General features: G+C 46.4%; 20 protein-coding genes. 14 read left to right on the top strand and 6 right to left on the bottom strand.

Translation table 11 applies throughout. The features are described from left to right. Positions 1 to 162: 162 nt before the first annotated feature. Genes RA156_RS10585 through RA156_RS10565 form a run of 5 tightly spaced genes read left to right on the top strand, consistent with a single transcriptional unit; the run spans position 163 to position 4,281 of the window. Complete coding sequence (locus RA156_RS10585) at positions 163 to 1,050, top strand: hypothetical protein (RefSeq protein WP_306640015.1); 888 nt, start codon at positions 163 to 165, stop codon at positions 1,048 to 1,050. After that, the gene (locus tag RA156_RS10580; protein WP_306640013.1) at positions 1,034 to 1,888 is read left to right on the top strand and encodes a DUF3822 family protein; all 855 of its coding nucleotides are present in this window, start codon (positions 1,034 to 1,036) and stop codon (positions 1,886 to 1,888) included. The genes RA156_RS10585 and RA156_RS10580 overlap by 17 nt, the downstream gene beginning before the upstream one ends. Further along, a complete protein-coding gene (rsmD, locus tag RA156_RS10575) occupies positions 1,876 to 2,418 on the top strand; it encodes a 16S rRNA (guanine(966)-N(2))-methyltransferase RsmD (protein ID WP_306640011.1) in 543 nt (180 codons plus the stop codon). Before RA156_RS10580 ends, rsmD begins: the two co-directional genes overlap by 13 nt. Beyond that, positions 2,415 to 2,879 (top strand): pantetheine-phosphate adenylyltransferase, encoded by a 465-nt coding sequence (gene coaD / locus RA156_RS10570; protein WP_306640009.1) that lies wholly within the window; start codon positions 2,415 to 2,417, stop codon positions 2,877 to 2,879. The genes rsmD and coaD overlap by 4 nt, the downstream gene beginning before the upstream one ends. After that, positions 2,833 to 4,281: a TlpA family protein disulfide reductase gene (locus tag RA156_RS10565; protein ID WP_306640007.1), complete on the top strand. Its 1,449-nt coding sequence runs from the start codon at positions 2,833 to 2,835 to the stop codon at positions 4,279 to 4,281. Before coaD ends, RA156_RS10565 begins: the two co-directional genes overlap by 47 nt. Positions 4,282 to 4,286: 5 nt before the next feature. On the opposite strand, the gene RA156_RS10560 is transcribed toward RA156_RS10565, so the two are convergent. Beyond that, positions 4,287 to 4,847, bottom strand: coding sequence for an NUDIX hydrolase (locus RA156_RS10560; protein ID WP_306640006.1), 561 nt, complete (start codon positions 4,845 to 4,847; stop codon positions 4,287 to 4,289). 67 nt (positions 4,848 to 4,914) lie between these two features. Between RA156_RS10560 and pyrE the strand changes: the two genes are divergently transcribed. Further along, complete coding sequence (pyrE, locus tag RA156_RS10555; RefSeq protein WP_306640004.1) at positions 4,915 to 5,556, top strand: orotate phosphoribosyltransferase; 642 nt, start codon at positions 4,915 to 4,917, stop codon at positions 5,554 to 5,556. A 9-nt stretch (positions 5,557 to 5,565) separates the two neighbouring features. Next, a complete protein-coding gene (locus RA156_RS10550) occupies positions 5,566 to 5,967 on the top strand; it encodes an SRPBCC family protein (RefSeq protein ID WP_306640003.1) in 402 nt (133 codons plus the stop codon). Here RA156_RS10550 and RA156_RS10545 read toward each other — a convergent pair. Beyond that, complete coding sequence (locus RA156_RS10545; RefSeq protein WP_306640001.1) at positions 5,964 to 6,713, bottom strand: biotin--[acetyl-CoA-carboxylase] ligase; 750 nt, start codon at positions 6,711 to 6,713, stop codon at positions 5,964 to 5,966. The two genes, RA156_RS10550 and RA156_RS10545, sit on opposite strands and share 4 nt — an antisense overlap. Positions 6,714 to 6,802: 89 nt before the next feature. Here RA156_RS10545 and rsfS point away from each other — a divergent pair, with 89 nt between their 5' ends. From rsfS to RA156_RS10520, 5 genes are read left to right on the top strand one after another with little or no spacing between them, the layout of a single operon-like run. Then, positions 6,803 to 7,177, top strand: a complete 375-nt coding sequence (gene rsfS, locus RA156_RS10540) for a ribosome silencing factor (protein WP_306640000.1) — start codon at positions 6,803 to 6,805, stop codon at positions 7,175 to 7,177. Between the two features lie 19 nt (positions 7,178 to 7,196). Then, the gene (ftsH, locus tag RA156_RS10535; RefSeq protein WP_306639998.1) at positions 7,197 to 9,221 is read left to right on the top strand and encodes an ATP-dependent zinc metalloprotease FtsH; all 2,025 of its coding nucleotides are present in this window, start codon (positions 7,197 to 7,199) and stop codon (positions 9,219 to 9,221) included. A gap of 3 nt (positions 9,222 to 9,224) precedes the next feature. After that, on the top strand, positions 9,225 to 9,428 hold the full coding sequence (locus RA156_RS10530) for a putative signal transducing protein (RefSeq protein WP_306639996.1): 204 nt from the start codon (positions 9,225 to 9,227) through the stop codon (positions 9,426 to 9,428). After that, positions 9,421 to 10,242, top strand: coding sequence for a phosphatidate cytidylyltransferase (locus tag RA156_RS10525; RefSeq protein WP_306639994.1), 822 nt, complete (start codon positions 9,421 to 9,423; stop codon positions 10,240 to 10,242). Before RA156_RS10530 ends, RA156_RS10525 begins: the two co-directional genes overlap by 8 nt. Beyond that, a complete protein-coding gene (locus RA156_RS10520; protein ID WP_306639993.1) occupies positions 10,242 to 10,892 on the top strand; it encodes a phosphatidylserine decarboxylase family protein in 651 nt (216 codons plus the stop codon). Before RA156_RS10525 ends, RA156_RS10520 begins: the two co-directional genes overlap by 1 nt. A gap of 55 nt (positions 10,893 to 10,947) precedes the next feature. Here the strand turns inward: RA156_RS10520 and RA156_RS10515 are convergent, their stop codons facing one another. The 3 genes from RA156_RS10515 to RA156_RS10505 all read right to left on the bottom strand — a co-directional run bounded on the left by RA156_RS10515 (position 10,948) and on the right by RA156_RS10505 (position 14,352). Beyond that, complete coding sequence (locus tag RA156_RS10515) at positions 10,948 to 11,430, bottom strand: transposase (protein ID WP_306639992.1); 483 nt, start codon at positions 11,428 to 11,430, stop codon at positions 10,948 to 10,950. Between the two features lie 246 nt (positions 11,431 to 11,676). Continuing rightward, positions 11,677 to 13,554: a T9SS type A sorting domain-containing protein gene (locus RA156_RS10510; RefSeq protein WP_306639991.1), complete on the bottom strand. Its 1,878-nt coding sequence runs from the start codon at positions 13,552 to 13,554 to the stop codon at positions 11,677 to 11,679. Positions 13,555 to 13,620: 66 nt separating this feature from the next. After that, on the bottom strand, positions 13,621 to 14,352 hold the full coding sequence (locus RA156_RS10505; protein ID WP_306639989.1) for a DUF4197 domain-containing protein: 732 nt from the start codon (positions 14,350 to 14,352) through the stop codon (positions 13,621 to 13,623). 86 nt (positions 14,353 to 14,438) lie between these two features. Here RA156_RS10505 and RA156_RS10500 point away from each other — a divergent pair, with 86 nt between their 5' ends. Together RA156_RS10500 and rpmB are read left to right on the top strand one after the other, a co-directional pair. Continuing rightward, on the top strand, positions 14,439 to 15,680 hold the full coding sequence (locus RA156_RS10500; protein ID WP_306639987.1) for a competence/damage-inducible protein A: 1,242 nt from the start codon (positions 14,439 to 14,441) through the stop codon (positions 15,678 to 15,680). A gap of 72 nt (positions 15,681 to 15,752) precedes the next feature. Next, positions 15,753 to 15,995: a 50S ribosomal protein L28 gene (gene rpmB / locus RA156_RS10495; protein WP_306639985.1), complete on the top strand. Its 243-nt coding sequence runs from the start codon at positions 15,753 to 15,755 to the stop codon at positions 15,993 to 15,995. A gap of 206 nt (positions 15,996 to 16,201) precedes the next feature. Here the strand turns inward: rpmB and RA156_RS10490 are convergent, their stop codons facing one another. Further along, complete coding sequence (locus RA156_RS10490; protein ID WP_306639983.1) at positions 16,202 to 16,831, bottom strand: YdcF family protein; 630 nt, start codon at positions 16,829 to 16,831, stop codon at positions 16,202 to 16,204. Positions 16,832 to 17,017 lie beyond the last annotated feature (186 nt).

Raw genomic sequence — 17,017 nt, 5'->3', positions numbered from 1 at the left:
GTGTTATAATTGATCAAATTTTGTGGGTAGAAAGGAAAGAAGAGCGAAAAGATGTGCGTTGAAGGCTGAAAAGATTCCGCAAATTTGCCGTTCCTCACAAAAGGAAAAAATGGTAAGTTTGTCCCGCTTTAAATCAAGGTAAAAGCGCTTAAAAACCGATTCATGGAAGATCTTGGAAAAACCTTAGGTAAATATGTGATCACAGTGATCCTCGTTGCATTCGGGATCATTTTCCTTATTAAGTTCCTCAGTGGTAATGAACTAGAGAGTCAACCGACCTACATGTTAGTAGCGTCTTTGGTGTTGATCGCTGCTGGTATCATCGTTGCTCCCCCGGTCTTGGAACGTTTTAGTGGAAACGCAGGAAAAATTCTTGCTGGAGTTGGTCTACTGCTTGTTGCCTACCTCGGATACTCTGTTTGGTACACGGTAGATGAGGAGATCGCATTCCAAGAGAAAAAGAAAGCGATTGACGCGAAGGTAGTTCAGCGTCTAAAAGATATTCGCTCAGCTGAAGAAGCATACCTTGAGTACAACGGTAAGTTCACTGACAACTTTGATACCCTCGTGGCATGGGTGCAAGAGCCAGTAATTCCAATTCGCTTCAAGATGGGTACTTTCCACGATTCAATCGGTGGTGGTGCTGAGTCAGCTTACCGTGAGCTTGGACTGATCCTTAAGCGTGATGAAGTTGATTCTGTGGCGCTGTCACTAGGCATGTCTCCAGATGAGCTTCGTGAGCAAATTGGAAACGACCAAACGGCGTACAAAGTGATTGATACGCTTTACACTTCTTTCTACGCTGAGAACTTCGCTCCGGAAGTACGTAAGTCAAAGAAACTTCCACCAGTATCGCTTGACTCACTTCCAATTTCTCCATCAGAAGGGAAGCAGTTCCTCATTGCTACAGGTACTGTAGAACAGAGTGGACTAGACAAGCCAACGATCCTTGTGATGGATCCGACGCCGTTCGATCGTGAGAAAGTGAAGAAAGATACGCTGCGTTTCGGTTCCCTCACTGAACCGATCACTGATGGTAACTGGAAGTAATCTCACATTTCTTCTTACTGACGATAGCCTGCTTGAATCAAATGCAGCTGACTATCATTTAAGCTTACTTGTTGATCGAGATGGATTTACCTACGCCATTACGCGTAAGTCTGATTCGTACATCCTCGAAGTTGGTGACCAACGTTTCGATCGTGAATCGAAAGATGACCAGTTAGGGGACTTCCTCTCACAATGGGATAAGAACAAATGGAACTTTAGTGCAGTTTCCTTAGCTCTGCGCGCCATCCCATCAACCCTTGTTCCCAAGGGACTATACGATTCCGCGCGAGCGAAAGAAATCATACAGCTGACAAGTCCAGAAAAACCAGACCGCATCGAAAGTCACCAACTAGGTGCCTTGGATGCGATGATGGTGAGCAATTTTCCATCAGCTGTAGTAGAGGCGGTGAACCGGACCTTTCCAGAGGTGCAGGTGTATCCAAACCTGTTGTTGAACCTCACTTCGGTGATGGCAAAGAACCGCTTTGAACGTCCATTGCAGCTCTACATAGACATGTCTGAGTCCTTCATGGAATTGATCGTTGCCGGACATAAGCAATTGTTGATGGCCAATTACTTTGACATCGCTACCGCGGAAGACGCCTTGTATCACATCTCAAATAGCATCAAGACGCTGTCAATCGAATCAGAAGAGATTCAGCTTTACCTCGCTGGTGATATTGAACTAACGAGCGATACATACAAGCTCTTCAAAAAGTACTTTCCGAAACTGCAGATGAACTTTGGCTTTGATATGCCTAAGGTAGCAGGCGGACTTTCCTCACTGCGCAAGCAGCGATTCATGTCATTGCTCAATCAGTACCCATGCGTATCATAGGCGGACGACTCAAAGGTCGTAAGATCAGCACCTCTTCAAAGTTTAAAGGAAGACCTACGACTGACTTTGGTCGCGAAAGCCTCTTCAACATTCTTCGAAATCGAGTTGATTTGACGGAGATGCATGTGCTTGATTTATTTTCAGGAACAGGAGCGATGTCTCTCGAAGCTGCTAGTCATGGTGCCTTGAGTGTCACTAGCGTGGAAATGAATCGTCCTTCAGCGATGAGTATCCGTAAAAACATGAACGACTTGGGGATTGAAAACGGAATGGTGGTCACAGGAGATGTTTTCAAGTTCATCAAGAAAGCACCTCGTCAATACGACCTGATCATTGCAGATCCGCCTTTCGCTTTGGAGCTATTGCCGAAGCTTCCTGAGTTCATTCAGAAAACGAATCTACTCGCGCCAGATGGGCTGTTTGTCTTAGAGCACGGCCCTGAACATCACTTTGATGAGGCAGAAGGTTTTGAAGAGGAACGCAGGTATGGACATGTCCATTTCAGTTTTTTTACCTTCGAAGAAGAATGAAAAGAGCAGTATTCCCAGGATCGTTTGACCCAATCACCCGAGGACACGAGAACATCGTTCGCCGTGCGGCCTCCATCTTTGATGAGATCATTGTCGCTATCGGTTCCAATTCTTCCAAGAAAAGCATGTTTTCTTTAGAGCAACGCAAGCAGTGGTTGGAAGAGGTGTTCAACGACATCGACAATGTCAAGGTAGACGCCTACGACGGGATGACGATGGACTACTGTAAGAAAGTAGACGCAGGCTTTATGCTCCGAGGTGTTCGTAATGGAAGTGACTTCGAATACGAACGCACCATTGCACAGATGACGAAATTCATGGCACCACATTTGGAGACGGTGATTCTGTTCACGGATCCAGAGCTGTCGGCAATAAATTCAACAGTTGTACGTGAGATTTTGAGAAACAATGGTGATGTTACGCAGTTTATACCTTCTTCTATTCACGTTACTGCTCCTTGATCTACAAGGGGCATCGACTTCTATACTTATTCAACTTCCTGAACTAGCCGGTAAAGAATGTTACTTGGTTCAGTACGACGATCAACTAAGTCGAGCATGGGATGTATTGGAGCAGGAAACCATTGAGGAATCAGGAGAGGTCAAGTTCTCGGTAGATCTTGAGGAGGCACAATGGATGGCCTTTTACTGTGGTCCATTTCTCACCGAGTTCTTCGTTGAACCGGAAGTAGATCTGTTGGTAGATCTCACGGTGCCAAAAGAAGGAAGAGCTCGAACCTTCGCTGCGAATGCGTTCGGAATTTCATTCCCACGAACGAATTACACGCATCTGAATCAAACCATGATTAAGGTGCAACAAGATATCGATGCCCTCTTTGCATCATCTTCCTTAGATCTTGCGAAGTTTTTTGGACGTGGTTCATCAGCCTACAAAAAGGCCAATCGCGAAGAATTGGAAATGACCAACATGGTGACGGAAGAAGACAGTATCAGCCGTAAATCTTCCCTTGATAGTTTGGCCATTCGATTTGAAGCCTTGGAGCTGGAGTGGTCCAACAAACCTTTGAATGATTATTCGAGACGTGCTGTGCATTCAGTATTCGGTCAAGTGGCCTTGACATTTGGAGACGATCCGGTCTACGTGCAAGAAGAGTATCTGCCTGAGAACATCAATTTGAATAATCCAGAAGAGGTCTTGCTTCTTGAGCAATTGACTGAGATGCTTCTGTTGCACAATGACGCCGCACGCGCTGCATCGAATCGCACCGTCGTTTTAGGTGAAGTAGAGCAACTCATTGAAGTTTTCGCCACTACGTTCACTGATGGAGACCAAGTACTCGCTCAGCTAATGACCTTGGCTACGGTAAAGCGATTGTGGTTTGAAGACGATGAAGCACGCTATGGATGTACGATTGTGTTGAATCAACTGGCAGAGTCAGAAGTAGGAGAGATAGCGACCTCAATGAAAGGTGAATTGACCCGAGGTACACGCCGCGCCGAGCAATTCCTTCCTGATGTGACCTTGGTTGACCACAAAGGAGATCGTGTGGAGCTCTCTTCGTTTTCAGGAGAGTTTGTTTACCTAAGTGTCGTACAAACAGGCAGTCTCACTTGCCAGCGCGAATTGATGGTTATGGAGCGTTTAGAACGTACCTATGGTCGTTCGATTCACTTTGTTACCCTCGTGATGGATGAGACTTCGAAAGAACTAACCAATTACCTCGCGTCAGCCCGAGATCAAGAATGGACTTTCCTGTTGGGAGGAGGGAACCCAAAGTTGAAGCATGAGTTGCGTTTGCGCACCATTCCAACGTTTTATTTGATTGGGCCTGATGGACGATTGATCAATGACTACACGAAATCCCCTTCTGAAGGGATTGAAGACGTGTTCCGTCGTCTGTAGTCGATTTACTTATCGAGAATGTGATGCTCGATTAATTCTCGAATGTTCGGGAAGGTATTGGCTAAAATTTCATCTAATCCATCCACGGCAACCCATTTCACTTCGGTAATGTCTTCTTCTGTTTGAGGAACTAATTCTCCCTCAAAGCTAGAGTACATTCGGTACCAGTAGGTTGGCTTCAAGACCTTCTTGCCTTTGTGCTCGTAAGTATGATAAGTGGTCTGCAATTGCTCTTGAAGATCTGGCAATGGAATACCACATTCTTCGGATACCTCTCGCACTGCAGCGTCTTCTTGTGACTCTCCCTTATCGATTTTGCCCTTGGGTAGATCCCATTTCCCGCGTCGGAAAATGAAGAGATAAGCTCCGTCTTTGTTCTGTACCAAGCCCCCAGCAGCCTCGACTACTGAAAAATGTGACTTCAATGTTGAAAAAAGAACGTCAGGTTCGTTGTTGTAAGCGTGAACACTTTTGACCTGTGGATTGTCTTCTAGAAGCGAAATGAGTTGGATAATGTCTTCATTTTCAGAACAATGAAAATGAAGTTCCCCCCCTTTTAATTCCACATCAGCCCCTTCACGAGGTCGAATAATTAAAGGGCGTTCCGATATGAAAACTTTATACATTTGCGGCATGAACGTACAAGAGGAGTCCGGACTAAAGGTAGCAGAATTTCTGCTTCAGATTAAGGCGATAGAATTAAGTCCTAATGCTCCTTTCTCGTGGGCATCAGGTTGGAAGTCGCCAATTTACTGTGACAACCGCAAGACATTGTCGTTTCCGGCAGTGAGAACATACATCCGTCAGGAGTTTGTGAATACCATTAATGAACAGTTTGGGAAACCAGACGTGATTGTGGGTGTAGCAACTGGTGGAATTGCTGTTGGTGCATTGGTAGCGCAAGATTTGGGTCTACCATTCGCCTATGTGCGTTCTTCTTCAAAAGGACACGGACTTCAGAACCGGATTGAAGGGGTTGTGGAAAGTGGCCAGAACATCGTAGTTATTGAAGACCTCGTTTCTACAGGCGGAAGCAGTTTGTCTGCTGTAGAGGCGTTGCGTGAAGCTGATCTCAACGTGAAAGGCATGGTAGCCATCTTCACTTACGGATTTGATGTAGCACGCAAGAATTTCGAGGAGGCCAACGTTACCCTACACACGTTGACAGACTACGAGACCTTGATCAAGCAAGCCTTGAACTCTGAATACATCAATGAAAAGCAGGTTGATTTGTTGCGCCAGTGGCGTGAGAATCCATCTGAGTGGGGTAAATAATCCATCATTATGGCAGTGATTGAAAGCAAGAAGGTAGAACTCACGAGCTCTCCGCAAGAGGTATTTGATTTTGTTCAAGACCTAACGAATCTCAAAGAGCTACTTCCTCAAGACAAGATTTCTGACTGGAGTGGTGAGGTTGATCGCTGTTCATTTAAGGTAGCTGGTGCGTACACGATCGGCCTGAAGAAGGCTTCTGTTGAGGCACCTAACCGCATTGTACTAGAGTCTGAAGCTCCTTCTCCTGTGAAGTTTGATCTTGATATCGCTATCGCGGAAACGGAAACAGGCACAAAAGCAGGGATGGTGAGTAACTTGGATGTGAACCCATTCATGAAAATGATGGTAGAGAAGCCACTTCGGAACCTGTTTGATTACATCGCTGATCGCCTTCAGGAGAAGTTCAACTAGTCTTCCCAACACCACTTCACGTGGTCAATCGTATAACTGTGTTTTCCCGAGTTTCGGACGAATGTAGCTGAGCCGTCAATGGCTACACGTTGCAGCACCCCTTGGTCTTCACCATCAGGGAAGATGTAGTTTCTTGCGTCATCTTTACCGTACAAACCCACTTGATAATTCTCGAGAATTTGCATTGGCTTCGAGCGTAGCAATAGGTACTGGGCTTCTAGGTGGCGACATAGACTCTGGAGGACGTCCTCTCGATCAAAAGAGCTGCCCGTTTCCGCGTTCAGCGAAGTAGCCCGAAGCCCCTCAAACTCCAATTCATTGACATTGATTCCGATACCGACAATAGCGGAAGAAATTTGTCCGCCGCGCACTTGATTCTCGATAAGAATTCCAGAGATCTTGCGTTCATTGACAAAAACATCATTGGGCCATTTTACGGCGACATCGTCAGTGTTCAAGAGTTCCTTGACGGTGTGTTGAACTGCCAGAGCAGCTGCCATGCTCAACAGGAATGAATGCTGAAGCGGGATGTGCGTTGGTTTGAAAAGGAAACTGACAAAAAGGTTGTCTCCGGCACTGCCACGCCACACGTTGCCATTTCGACCCTTGCCGGATGTCTGATAGTCTGCCACAATGGCCGTTCCTTCTATCCATTTTGGCATCTTGACCATCTTGGCAGCATAGTTGTTGGTACTATCAACAACACGCAAACGAATGACTTGTTGGCCGACGAATAGGGTGTTCATTATGCTAGAAGTCGCAACTGGTGCGGATTTCGTGTTAAAAATCAATTAGCTAAAAGTATTACTTTTGTACCCAACCTAAGGGGCCCTGAATGAAGAAAATTAAACAAGCGTCGTCAGAACATTTACTCGAAGTGGTAGTTAATGCCATACAAGAGGTGAAAGGCGAGGAGATTAGAAGCCTGGATCTAAGAAATATTCCAAACTCAGTAGCAGACTTTTTTGTGGTCTGTCACGGTAACTCGAATACACAAGTCCAAGCGATCGCCAACCGAGTAGAAAAAGACACGATCGAAGCATTCAATGACCGTCCTTGGCACACAGAAGGTGTCCGCAACGCAGAATGGATTCTGATGGATTACTCCAACATCGTGGTGCATGTTTTCTACAAAGAAGCACGTGAGTTCTACGCTCTTGAAGAACTCTGGGCAGATGCTGAGGTAAAGGAGTACGAATACGAGGTTTAAGGTTCGCAGAGAAAAGAATATGTCAACAGAACAAGACAAAAAAACACCCGAAGGAAATCAGCCTAAAAAGCAGATGAACTTCTATTGGATTTACGCCGTGATTGGAGCGGTGTTAATCGCTATGCTCATGTTCAACAGTGGGTCAAATGGCGATGATATATCCTACGCAGAGTTCCGTGAACTCGCAGAAGACGGAAAAGTAAAACGCATCAACCAAACGGGTGAGCGCGTTTCGGTATTTCTCAAGCCAGAAGCTCGAGATAGCCTACAGAAATCAAAAGGTGAGGATCAATTCCTTCAACGCATTTACTCTGGTCCTGATTACAGCTTTTACATGCCTCCAGGTGATGAGTACGCGAAAGAGATCAAAGAACTCCAGCGTAGTCAGAACTTTGAATTGGTATACCAGCCAGTCAATGACCTAGGTCAGCAGATTTTCACTTGGGTCATCTTCCTAGGTATTTTGATCTTCGTTTGGATAATCCTCATGCGTCGCCTCGGTGGAGGTGGAGCTGGCGGAGGCCAAATCTTCAACATTGGAAAATCGAAAGCCCAACTCTTTGAGAAAGGCAAAGGAACCAACGTGAACTTCAAGGATGTTGCGGGGCTTGACGGCGCGAAAGAAGAAGTTCAGGAGATCGTTGAATTCCTCAAGAACCCAAAGAAATACACTGAACTTGGAGCGAAGATTCCAAAAGGAGCACTACTTGTAGGACCTCCGGGAACGGGTAAAACGCTCTTGGCAAAAGCCGTTGCAGGTGAAGCACAAGTACCATTCTTCTCGTTGAGTGGTTCTGACTTCGTAGAGATGTTTGTTGGGGTAGGTGCCAGCCGTGTACGTGACCTCTTCAAGCAAGCGAAAGAGAAAGCACCAGCCATCATCTTCATTGATGAGATTGATGCGATTGGACGAGCACGTGGTAAGAATGTAAATCTCGGTTCGAATGACGAGCGTGAGAATACTTTGAACCAGCTGTTGACTGAAATGGATGGTTTTGGAACGAACTCTGGTGTTATCATTCTCGCAGCAACAAACCGTGCAGATATCCTTGACAAGGCCTTGATGCGTGCCGGACGATTCGATCGTCAGATCTACGTAGATATGCCAGACTTGAATGAGCGTAAAGCCATCTTCGAAGTACACCTTCGTCCGATCAAGGCGGATACCTCAATCGACGTTGACTTCTTGGCACGTCAAACACCAGGATTCTCGGGTGCGGATATCGCAAACATCTGTAACGAGGCGGCATTGATTGCAGCTCGTAAGAATCGCGATCTCGTTACACGCCAAGACTTCTTGGATGCTGTTGATCGTGTCATCGGTGGACTAGAAAAGAAGAACAAGATTATCTCTCCTCGCGAGAAGGAAACTATTGCATTCCACGAAGCAGGCCACGCGACCGTAAGCTGGTTGTTGGAACATGCCTCACCGCTTGTAAAGGTGACAATCGTACCACGTGGACAAAGCCTAGGTGCAGCTTGGTACCTTCCCGAGGAACGTTCGATTACCACAACTGAGCAGATCTTTGACGAGATGTGTGCAGCTCTTGGTGGACGAGCAGCAGAGGAAATCACTTTCGGGAAGATCAGTACTGGTGCGTTGAGTGACCTTGAAAAGGTGACAAAGCAAGCCTACGCCATGGTTTCTGTATACGGTTTGAACAAGCGTATCGGTAACCGTAGCTACTACGATTCATCAGGTGAGTCGAACTTCACGAAGCCATACAGCGAAGAGACAGCAAAGATTATTGATGAGGAAGCAAGCAAGATTATCGAGCGAGCATACGATCGCGCGAAGGAGTTGCTGACGACCAACAAAGACAAGTTGACAACACTCGCTAACAAGTTGCTTGAGAAAGAAGTCATCTTTAAGGAAGACCTTGTAGAGATTATGGGGAAACGTCCTTTCGAAGCTGAAACAAGTGAGCTTGAATCGTCTGCAGAAATCTTATCAGATACTTCTGCGCCAACAGCTGATTTGCCAGAATCAACCAATACGTCAGGCACGGATTCTGCTACAGAAGAAGAGCCAAAGAACGATTGATATATGGACGGTTGGCAGCGCATTTACTCTAGCGGGAATTTGCAGTATGTTTCATTGCTGAAGCACCTACTTGAGAGTAATGAGATTGCCGCCCTTATCCTTAGTAAACAAGATAGTGCGTACCTTTTCGGAGATCATGAACTGCATGTGAAAGCAGAAGACGTGATCAAAGCCGTAAGGCTGATCGAAAAACACGAGCGTGAGTAACTTCTGGCAACGAGCAATAACTGGAGTGTTCTTTGTGATCATTCTAGCAGCGTCAATCCTCATTGACCTATGGACACTAAGCGGACTATTCTTCTTGGTGACCCTCATCGGGATCAATGAATATCATACCATATTAAGCAAAGGAAAAAAGCCCCTTCCCTCGAGGATGATGGGCTTTTTCGTTGCTACAATCTGTTATGCCTCTTCCGTCTTGGCAGCAGCGGATATCATCCCCACAGAAGGAATGGCCATCGGCTTCGCGAGCATCGCCTTTCTACCCGTAGTTGAATTGTTTCGAGGAAAAACAGAAGATGCCTTTGCACGTGTCGCTAACGCATTCACGGGGCAGTTGTGGATCACGGTTCCATTTTCATTGTTAGTGACCGCTTCGTCGTTAGGAGGCGTGTATAATGGTTGGACAGTCCTCGGCTTCTTCATGATTCTATGGACCAACGATACTGGGGCATATGTAACCGGAAGAACCTTTGGTCGACATAAACTTGCGCCCAAGATCTCTCCAGGAAAAACCATTGAAGGATTTCTTGGTGGGGTAGTCTTAGCCATGGTACTCGCTTGGTTTATGGGTGATATTTCTGGAATGTATTCTCGAACCCAATGGCTCGTAATTGCCGCGATCATAGGCGTATTCTCTAACGCAGGAGACCTTGTGGAAAGCCTACTTAAGCGTTCTTCTGGTGTCAAAGATTCTGGAAACCTACTACCAGGTCACGGAGGAGTTTTGGATCGATTTGATGGAGTATTGCTGTCAATTCCCGTGATCTTGGCATATTTGCTGATCTCAAACCTGCTCTGATGTATTTACACCGCGAAGGCAATGTTATTCTGACCGTATGGTTTCTTTTTCTCGCAGCGCTCGGAACTGTACTCTACTTCTTTACACCATCTTGGTTATTCTACGTTTCACTCCCGATTCTTTTCGGAGGATTCCTGCTTTTTGCGCAGTTCTTCCGTATTCCAAAGCGTGAGGTGAATGTAGGTGAAGATCATGTCATCTCACCATCAGACGGAAAAGTGGTAGTTATTGAAGAGACCGAAGAAGGTGAATACTTCAAAGACAAACGAATTCAGGTATCAGTATTCATGTCTCCCCTCAACGTCCACGCTCAATGGACACCTATCGAAGGCGAGGTGAGCTACACGAAGTACCACCCAGGGCTATTCCTTGTAGCCTGGGATCCAAAGTCGTCAACAGACAACGAACGCACCACCTTGGTGATTAAAGGGAAGAAGCATGAGATCCTCTTCCGTCAAATTGCTGGCGCCGTTGCACGACGCATCAAATACTACATCAAAGAGGGCGACAAAGTAGCCCAAGGCGATGAATGCGGATTCATCAAATTCGGAAGCCGCATCGATATCTTCCTTCCTCTAGACGCAGACGTTCAAGTCAAAATTGGCGACAAGGTGCAGGGGAAGCGGACGGTGATTGCGAAGGTTAAGTAAGGGCTTAAGGCTTAAGGCTTATGGCGTAAGGTTTGGATTGCTCGGGGGCAAACCATTATCCTTTTAATCGTTCCCATGCTCTTCGGGGTTTTTGTTGAATGTATCGGCGAAGTTCAATAAGGGTGTCATGGTCATGAATGACCCTGTCATGGTAATTCCTTTGCCATTTAAATGAAGGATGAATTTCTCTGACGAGTTTTGTTGTTTTCCTTTTGAAGCTATTAACGACGTTTCCAAGATTACCTTTCTGAGGGTCAAATTCACTGTTTCCGAAGGCGAAATGATCGGTTGAAGGATCAAATTGAAGAATGAAATGGATGTGATCTGGCATAATGATGAAGTGGTCTAAAGACACATGGGAGTACATCTCATTTGTCGCTTGTAATCGATCAAGAACGATGGTTCCTATTGGAGAAAGATGAACTCCTTTTTCCGTTAGTGATCCAAACCACGGTTTCCTCGGTTTGACATTGATGGTAATGAAGTAGGAGGCAGAGGTATAATACTTCCATCCGCTTTTTCTTAATGAGTTTTTCATGGTAGTCCGTTTCTTCAAACATCACATGAAAAAGCACCTCTTCAACATCAACTTCACAGCCGCAAACCAAAACTTAATAAACGCAAGAGCTGCGCCTTGCTCAGCTCTCATAGTTGGCAAAGGCAACGTTAGGGATTACCCTTATGCCAATCATAATCCCAAACTTACGCCTTATGCCCTACGCCATAAGCCCCCAAAAAAAGAGACCCGCAAAAGCGGGTCTCCTTATTTAGATAGTTCAATCGATCACTCGATTGTTAATTTTTCCGTGAGTTGGCTGCCGTTGAGTGTGAGTTGGATAACGTACACACCTGAGGCGAAATCTGACACGTCTAGTACTCGTAGACTCGTATTCACTGTTTCATTGAATACTTCTTGTCCAGTCATGTTGAAGATCTGGATTGTAGTAGATCCTCGCTTGTTTAGGATGAGGTTGACACGATCCGAAGCTGGGTTCGGGTAGATTTCGAGGTCACCATCTTGTAGAGGTTCATCTACAGATACAATCTCGATCTCTGGGTCTTCATCACAAACCAATAGCTGGTCAGTTTCAATCCCAAGATACACAATGTCATTAACATCGATTGGATCCTCATCTCCACGTACGTGTAGACCTGGTTCGAAATCGCGTTGGTAGATCAAGTGAATCTCATCGTCAATCACTGGTGCTTGTGCTGCGAATACGGCCTCGTAGAAGTCGAAATCAGCATCTGGAGTCACGTTACAAGCGTTGTCAGAGTTCCATGTTACACCGCCGTCTTCAGAACGAACGATGTAAATGTGACGGTAGCTCTGTACACCTGAAGAGTGTGATTCCATTAAGGCGCTGTATGACACATAGATGTTTCCATCAGCATCGTGGCTTGCGCTTGGCATTCCTGATCCACTAACGAAGTAAAGTGCGATCTCATCGATATCCCAAGTACCACTTTCATCAAGGTCGTATGCGTAAGCAATCGTCTCGAACGTGTTCTCTTCCATGGTGTCGTTCCAGTAAGCTAGTCCGTTCACACCAGGGAAGTATGAGAAGTTGGTATCTGTCAAGTCAGCATCCATGTAGTACATCTCACCGTAGAATACGTGAACCGTACCGTCAGGAGTGATGAGTACAGATCCAGCACCATCCGTGTTGAAGTACTCTTGGAAAACGCCGTCTTCATCGAAGTCGTCTCCTTCGTCATCTGGCAAACCAGAATCAACAACGTAGTTGTCAACTGGGAAGTCAACCAAGCTGTTGTAGCTCCAAGTATCTCCATTATCATCAGAGATCATAACGAAGCTATCTCCAAGGTCATTGAATACACCGAAGGCTACCTGATTTCCACGAGCAGAGATCTGGTAGATGTCTCCGTCGAATCCAAGGAAGTTATCAGAGTTCAATTCAGGGAACATCATGTTTTCGATATCCCAAGTATCTCCACCATCCGTAGAACGGAAGTAAAGGATCGCTCCATCTTGTCCTTCGTATAGGGCTCCGCCGTTGGCTTCAGGAGTTGAGATACAAATCACGTGAATTGTGTTTCCATCGTCTCCACCAACCGCAGCACGCGGCCAAAGGTGTCCTGGAAGGTCACCGAGGTTCATGTCGTATTCTTCCCAAGAAGAATCGTCGCGGTAAGCTACGTGTAATGGAGTGTCGATACCTGCGTGTGAAATCGCGAGAACGCGTCCACTAGCAGTTTCGATGAGCGATGGCCAACCAATACGAACACTCTCGATACGATCGATCGGTTCTGGTCCCCATGCGCCATCAACGTATTCGTTTAATCCCGTACCACGGTCGTCGAATGAACCTGAGCTCAAGCTCATAGTCCAAGCGCCTCTAAAATCATCTCCAGAAAGAAGTGCACGGTTATCAACGGCAGCATTACTTTGAAGGTCATACTGCGTGATGCCGATTACAGCTTCAGAGATGACAACTTCACGGTCATTCGAGAAGGTCAGCTCGTTATCTGGACGGGTGTCATAAGGTACTTGAGGGATGTACTCATCGCCGGTGTAGCTTTTCTCCGGCATTGGTTGCGGAATACGCTTTTCAACAGGTAGTTGGGGTGCTTTACCATTTTGCGCAAAGGCTGGCATAGTAAAAAGGCCCACTAACAAGAGTGCATAGAATCTTTTCATAAGTCTCAGAAGGTTTAGGTCAAAACAACGACCTAATATACGCAACAAAGACTCTATTCCACACGCTTAATTGTCAAGACTTCCGAATACTTTCTCCAGCAATTCGGTGACTCTTGCCTGTGGATTCTCACGAATCGCAGCTTCCTCAGCTTCTACATGGACGAATAATCCTTGGATTGCGCGCTCTGTCACGTAAGCTTCGAGGTCTGGATTAATATCATCTCCACCTGTTAAGATATTGACGGTGTTGTACTTGGTGATGATCGGCTCCCAGTAGGCAGTGAGGTTGACCGTTTCAATGGCTTGGGAAACTTTCGGACGAAACTTCTCGGTAAGTTCGGCGGTCGTTTTGTCTTTTAGGTATTTCGTAGCTGCATCTTTTTCTCCATTGAGAATGGCGAATCCATCGGCCACCGTCATCTGTGTAATAGCGTTTACGAAGATGGGAGCAGCTTCCTTAGCGGCTTCCTCTGCGGCACGGTTCAGGGTCATTTCAAACTGCTCAACTTGTGATTCAAACCCATATTGAATCGCGGTTTCTTTCACTTTTTGCGCTTCTTCTGGAAAGGGAATGAATAGCAACTCATTCTTGTAGAAACCATCGGCAGCCGAAGCTAAGTTTCCAGCCTTTTCTGCACCAATCTTCAGCGCTTCTTTTAGTCCGGAGATCACCTCTGCATTGGTCAAGGCAGGTTGGGTGGCAATCGGTTCTTCCAAGATCACTTCACTAATATCCTGAAGTGTATCGCAAGCGGAGAGGAGGAGGAGTGCGGCAAAAGGAAACAATAGCTTTTTCATGGGGTTATTTTGTTTGTCAAACGTACGCAGAAATTGTGCCGCTTTACCGAAAGGCGGTAACTTGCGGCGCCTAATTAGAGAAGAGCATGCGCGCAGAGATCATCACCATCGGAGATGAGATCCTCATCGGACAAACCGTAGATACCAATTCAGCCTGGATGGCGAAGCGCCTCAATAGCATTGGGGTCAGCGTGGCACAGATCACCAGCATTGCAGATACCAGAGAACACATTCTGTCTTCCTTGAAAGAGGCAAGTGAACGTGCTGATCTGATTTTGATGACGGGTGGATTAGGTCCGACCCGAGATGATATCACCAAGAAGACCTTGTGCGAGTACTTCGATACCGAGTTGGTCATGCACGATGATATTCGTGAGCGTATTGAATCTTATTTCGCTGGTCGCGGAATTCCAATTCTAGAAGTAAACCGTCAACAAGCGGCCTTGCCAGCGAAATGTATGCCGGTAGAAAACCTTCGAGGAACTGCCCAAGGAATGTGGTTTGATCATGACGGAACAGTGTTCGTTTCCATGCCGGGCGTTCCTTTTGAGATGAAAGGAATCGTCGACAATCACCTGTTGCGCATGATTCAAGAGCGCTTTGAGACACCTCACATTGAGCACTTGACAATGATGACGCAAGGAATAGGGGAGAGTCGTTTGTCGGATATGGTGCAAGACTGGGAAGATTCATTGGAGGCTGAAGGGATCAGCATCGCTTACTTGCCTTCATATACCAGCGTGAAGGTGCGCCTGACCTCGATCGGACCTGACGCTGAGGCGATTAAAGCGAAGGTGCGTCGTAAAGCGGATGAGTTTATTTCACTTGCAGGGAAGTACGTCTACGCTGAGCAAGATGAAGCCATTCAGTTCACTTTGTCGCGTCTTTTGACAGATCAAGGTTTGACTTTCGCTAGCGCGGAAAGCTGCACTGGGGGAAGGATTGCTTCTGCCCTAACAGCGATACCTGGTGCCTCAGCTTATTTCATGGGATCAACCATTGCTTACCACAATGACATCAAGGAAGGCGAGCTTGGCGTAAAACACGAAACGCTCATGGTGCACGGAGCAGTAAGTGAGGCCACGGTGCGTGAAATGGCCGAAGGAGCCCGATCAAAATTCGGAGTTGACTACGCCGTAGCGACAAGCGGAGTAGCCGGACCTTCAGGAGGTTCAGATGAAAAACCAGTAGGTCTTGTATGGATTGCCGTAAGCTCAGCTAAAGGAACGATTGCCAAGGAGTTCCGATTCGGAAAAGACCGGGCTAGAAATATAGATCGAGCCGTACACATGGCTTTATCGATGGTAAGGGACGAAATTTTAGGGTAGAACCTTTGCGGTTCGTAAGAAATTGCGTTTCTTTGCACTCCCTTTTAAGGAACCTAGTAAAAGAAGAAGACGATGGCACGAGTATGTCAGCTTACTGGAAAGCGAATGATGGTAGGAAACAACGTTTCCCACTCGAACCGTAAAACGAAGCGCCGTTTTTACCCAAACCTTGTAGATAAGAAATTCTACATCCCATCTGAGGATCGTTGGGTGAAACTACGTATTTCAACTTCAGCACTTCGCACCGTGAATAAGATCGGTATCGAAGAAGCGATTAAGCGCGCTAAGACTGAAGGAGTATACACTGGAGAGTAAGAACCTTACCAACCAACCAATATATTCTGCGCTCTACCGAATGGTAGGGCGTTTTTTTTTCTCTTTAGGAGGCTTTAGGCTTTAGGCTATAGGCGTTAGTTCGTGGATTCCGTATTCGTTAAATTCATTCCACATTCCACGAACCACGAACTATCCAGCATACAGCCTACTGCATACCGCATACCGCATACCGCATACCGCCTACACTAGAACTTAATCAGATAGTACGCGTACTTCGCATATTCGTTAAACACGAAGATCAATCCGCCTTCGGCTTTCCACCATTCTTCGACTTCGTAATTCTGAGGTGAGGCTCCTCGATAGTAGACCTTGGTGTTGCTGTCTTCGAACGCTTCTTCAAAGACCATGCGTACCCTTCTCAAATGAAACGAGCTGGAGATGACTGTAATTGATTCGACGTTATTGGCATCACACCATTCTCTGACCTCGTATGACTCCTCTTTGGTGCTAGTGCTTCCCGTAAGGGCCGTAATCTTTTCTATAGGCACGTTATTGTTCCCCAGGTAGATTCTGGTTACTTCTGATTCGTACATCTCGTTGTCGAGTGCAGAAAGCACCGTAGGGATGTTTCCTCCGGTACAAACGATGTGATCAGCTAAGCCTTCTTCATACAGCTTCGCTGCTTCAATCCCACGTTCAAAGCTATTTCCACCCAAGACAATCAAAGCCGAACTCGGCGTCTTCGGATCTTCTGCAATCAAAAAAGACCCCATTCCACGCAGAATAGGTTTGTGTAAAGCCCCAAGGAGCACAATCACTCCCAACACAATAGCAAGTCTTCGAATTCGTCGTTTAGAGCGCCAGCTTCTTTCCATAGATGGAAGGTAGGGGTAAACTGGCGTCGTTCATCTTACGGTGTGGGAGAAGAACTCACAATGCCTTGTGGGCATGGCTAGGCGTTAGGCTTTAGGCTATAGGCGTTAGTAATGCGAGGTTATACGGACGCCGGATGCCGGACGCCGGAACCAACATGATTGCTCCCCCTTACGCCTTAAGCCCTA

It is taken from the genome of Sanyastnella coralliicola, assembly GCF_030845195.1.
Taxonomy (GTDB): Bacteria; Bacteroidota; Bacteroidia; order Flavobacteriales_D; family Sanyastnellaceae; genus Sanyastnella; species Sanyastnella coralliicola.
This window is presented reverse-complemented; position numbering and strand designations above follow the sequence as displayed.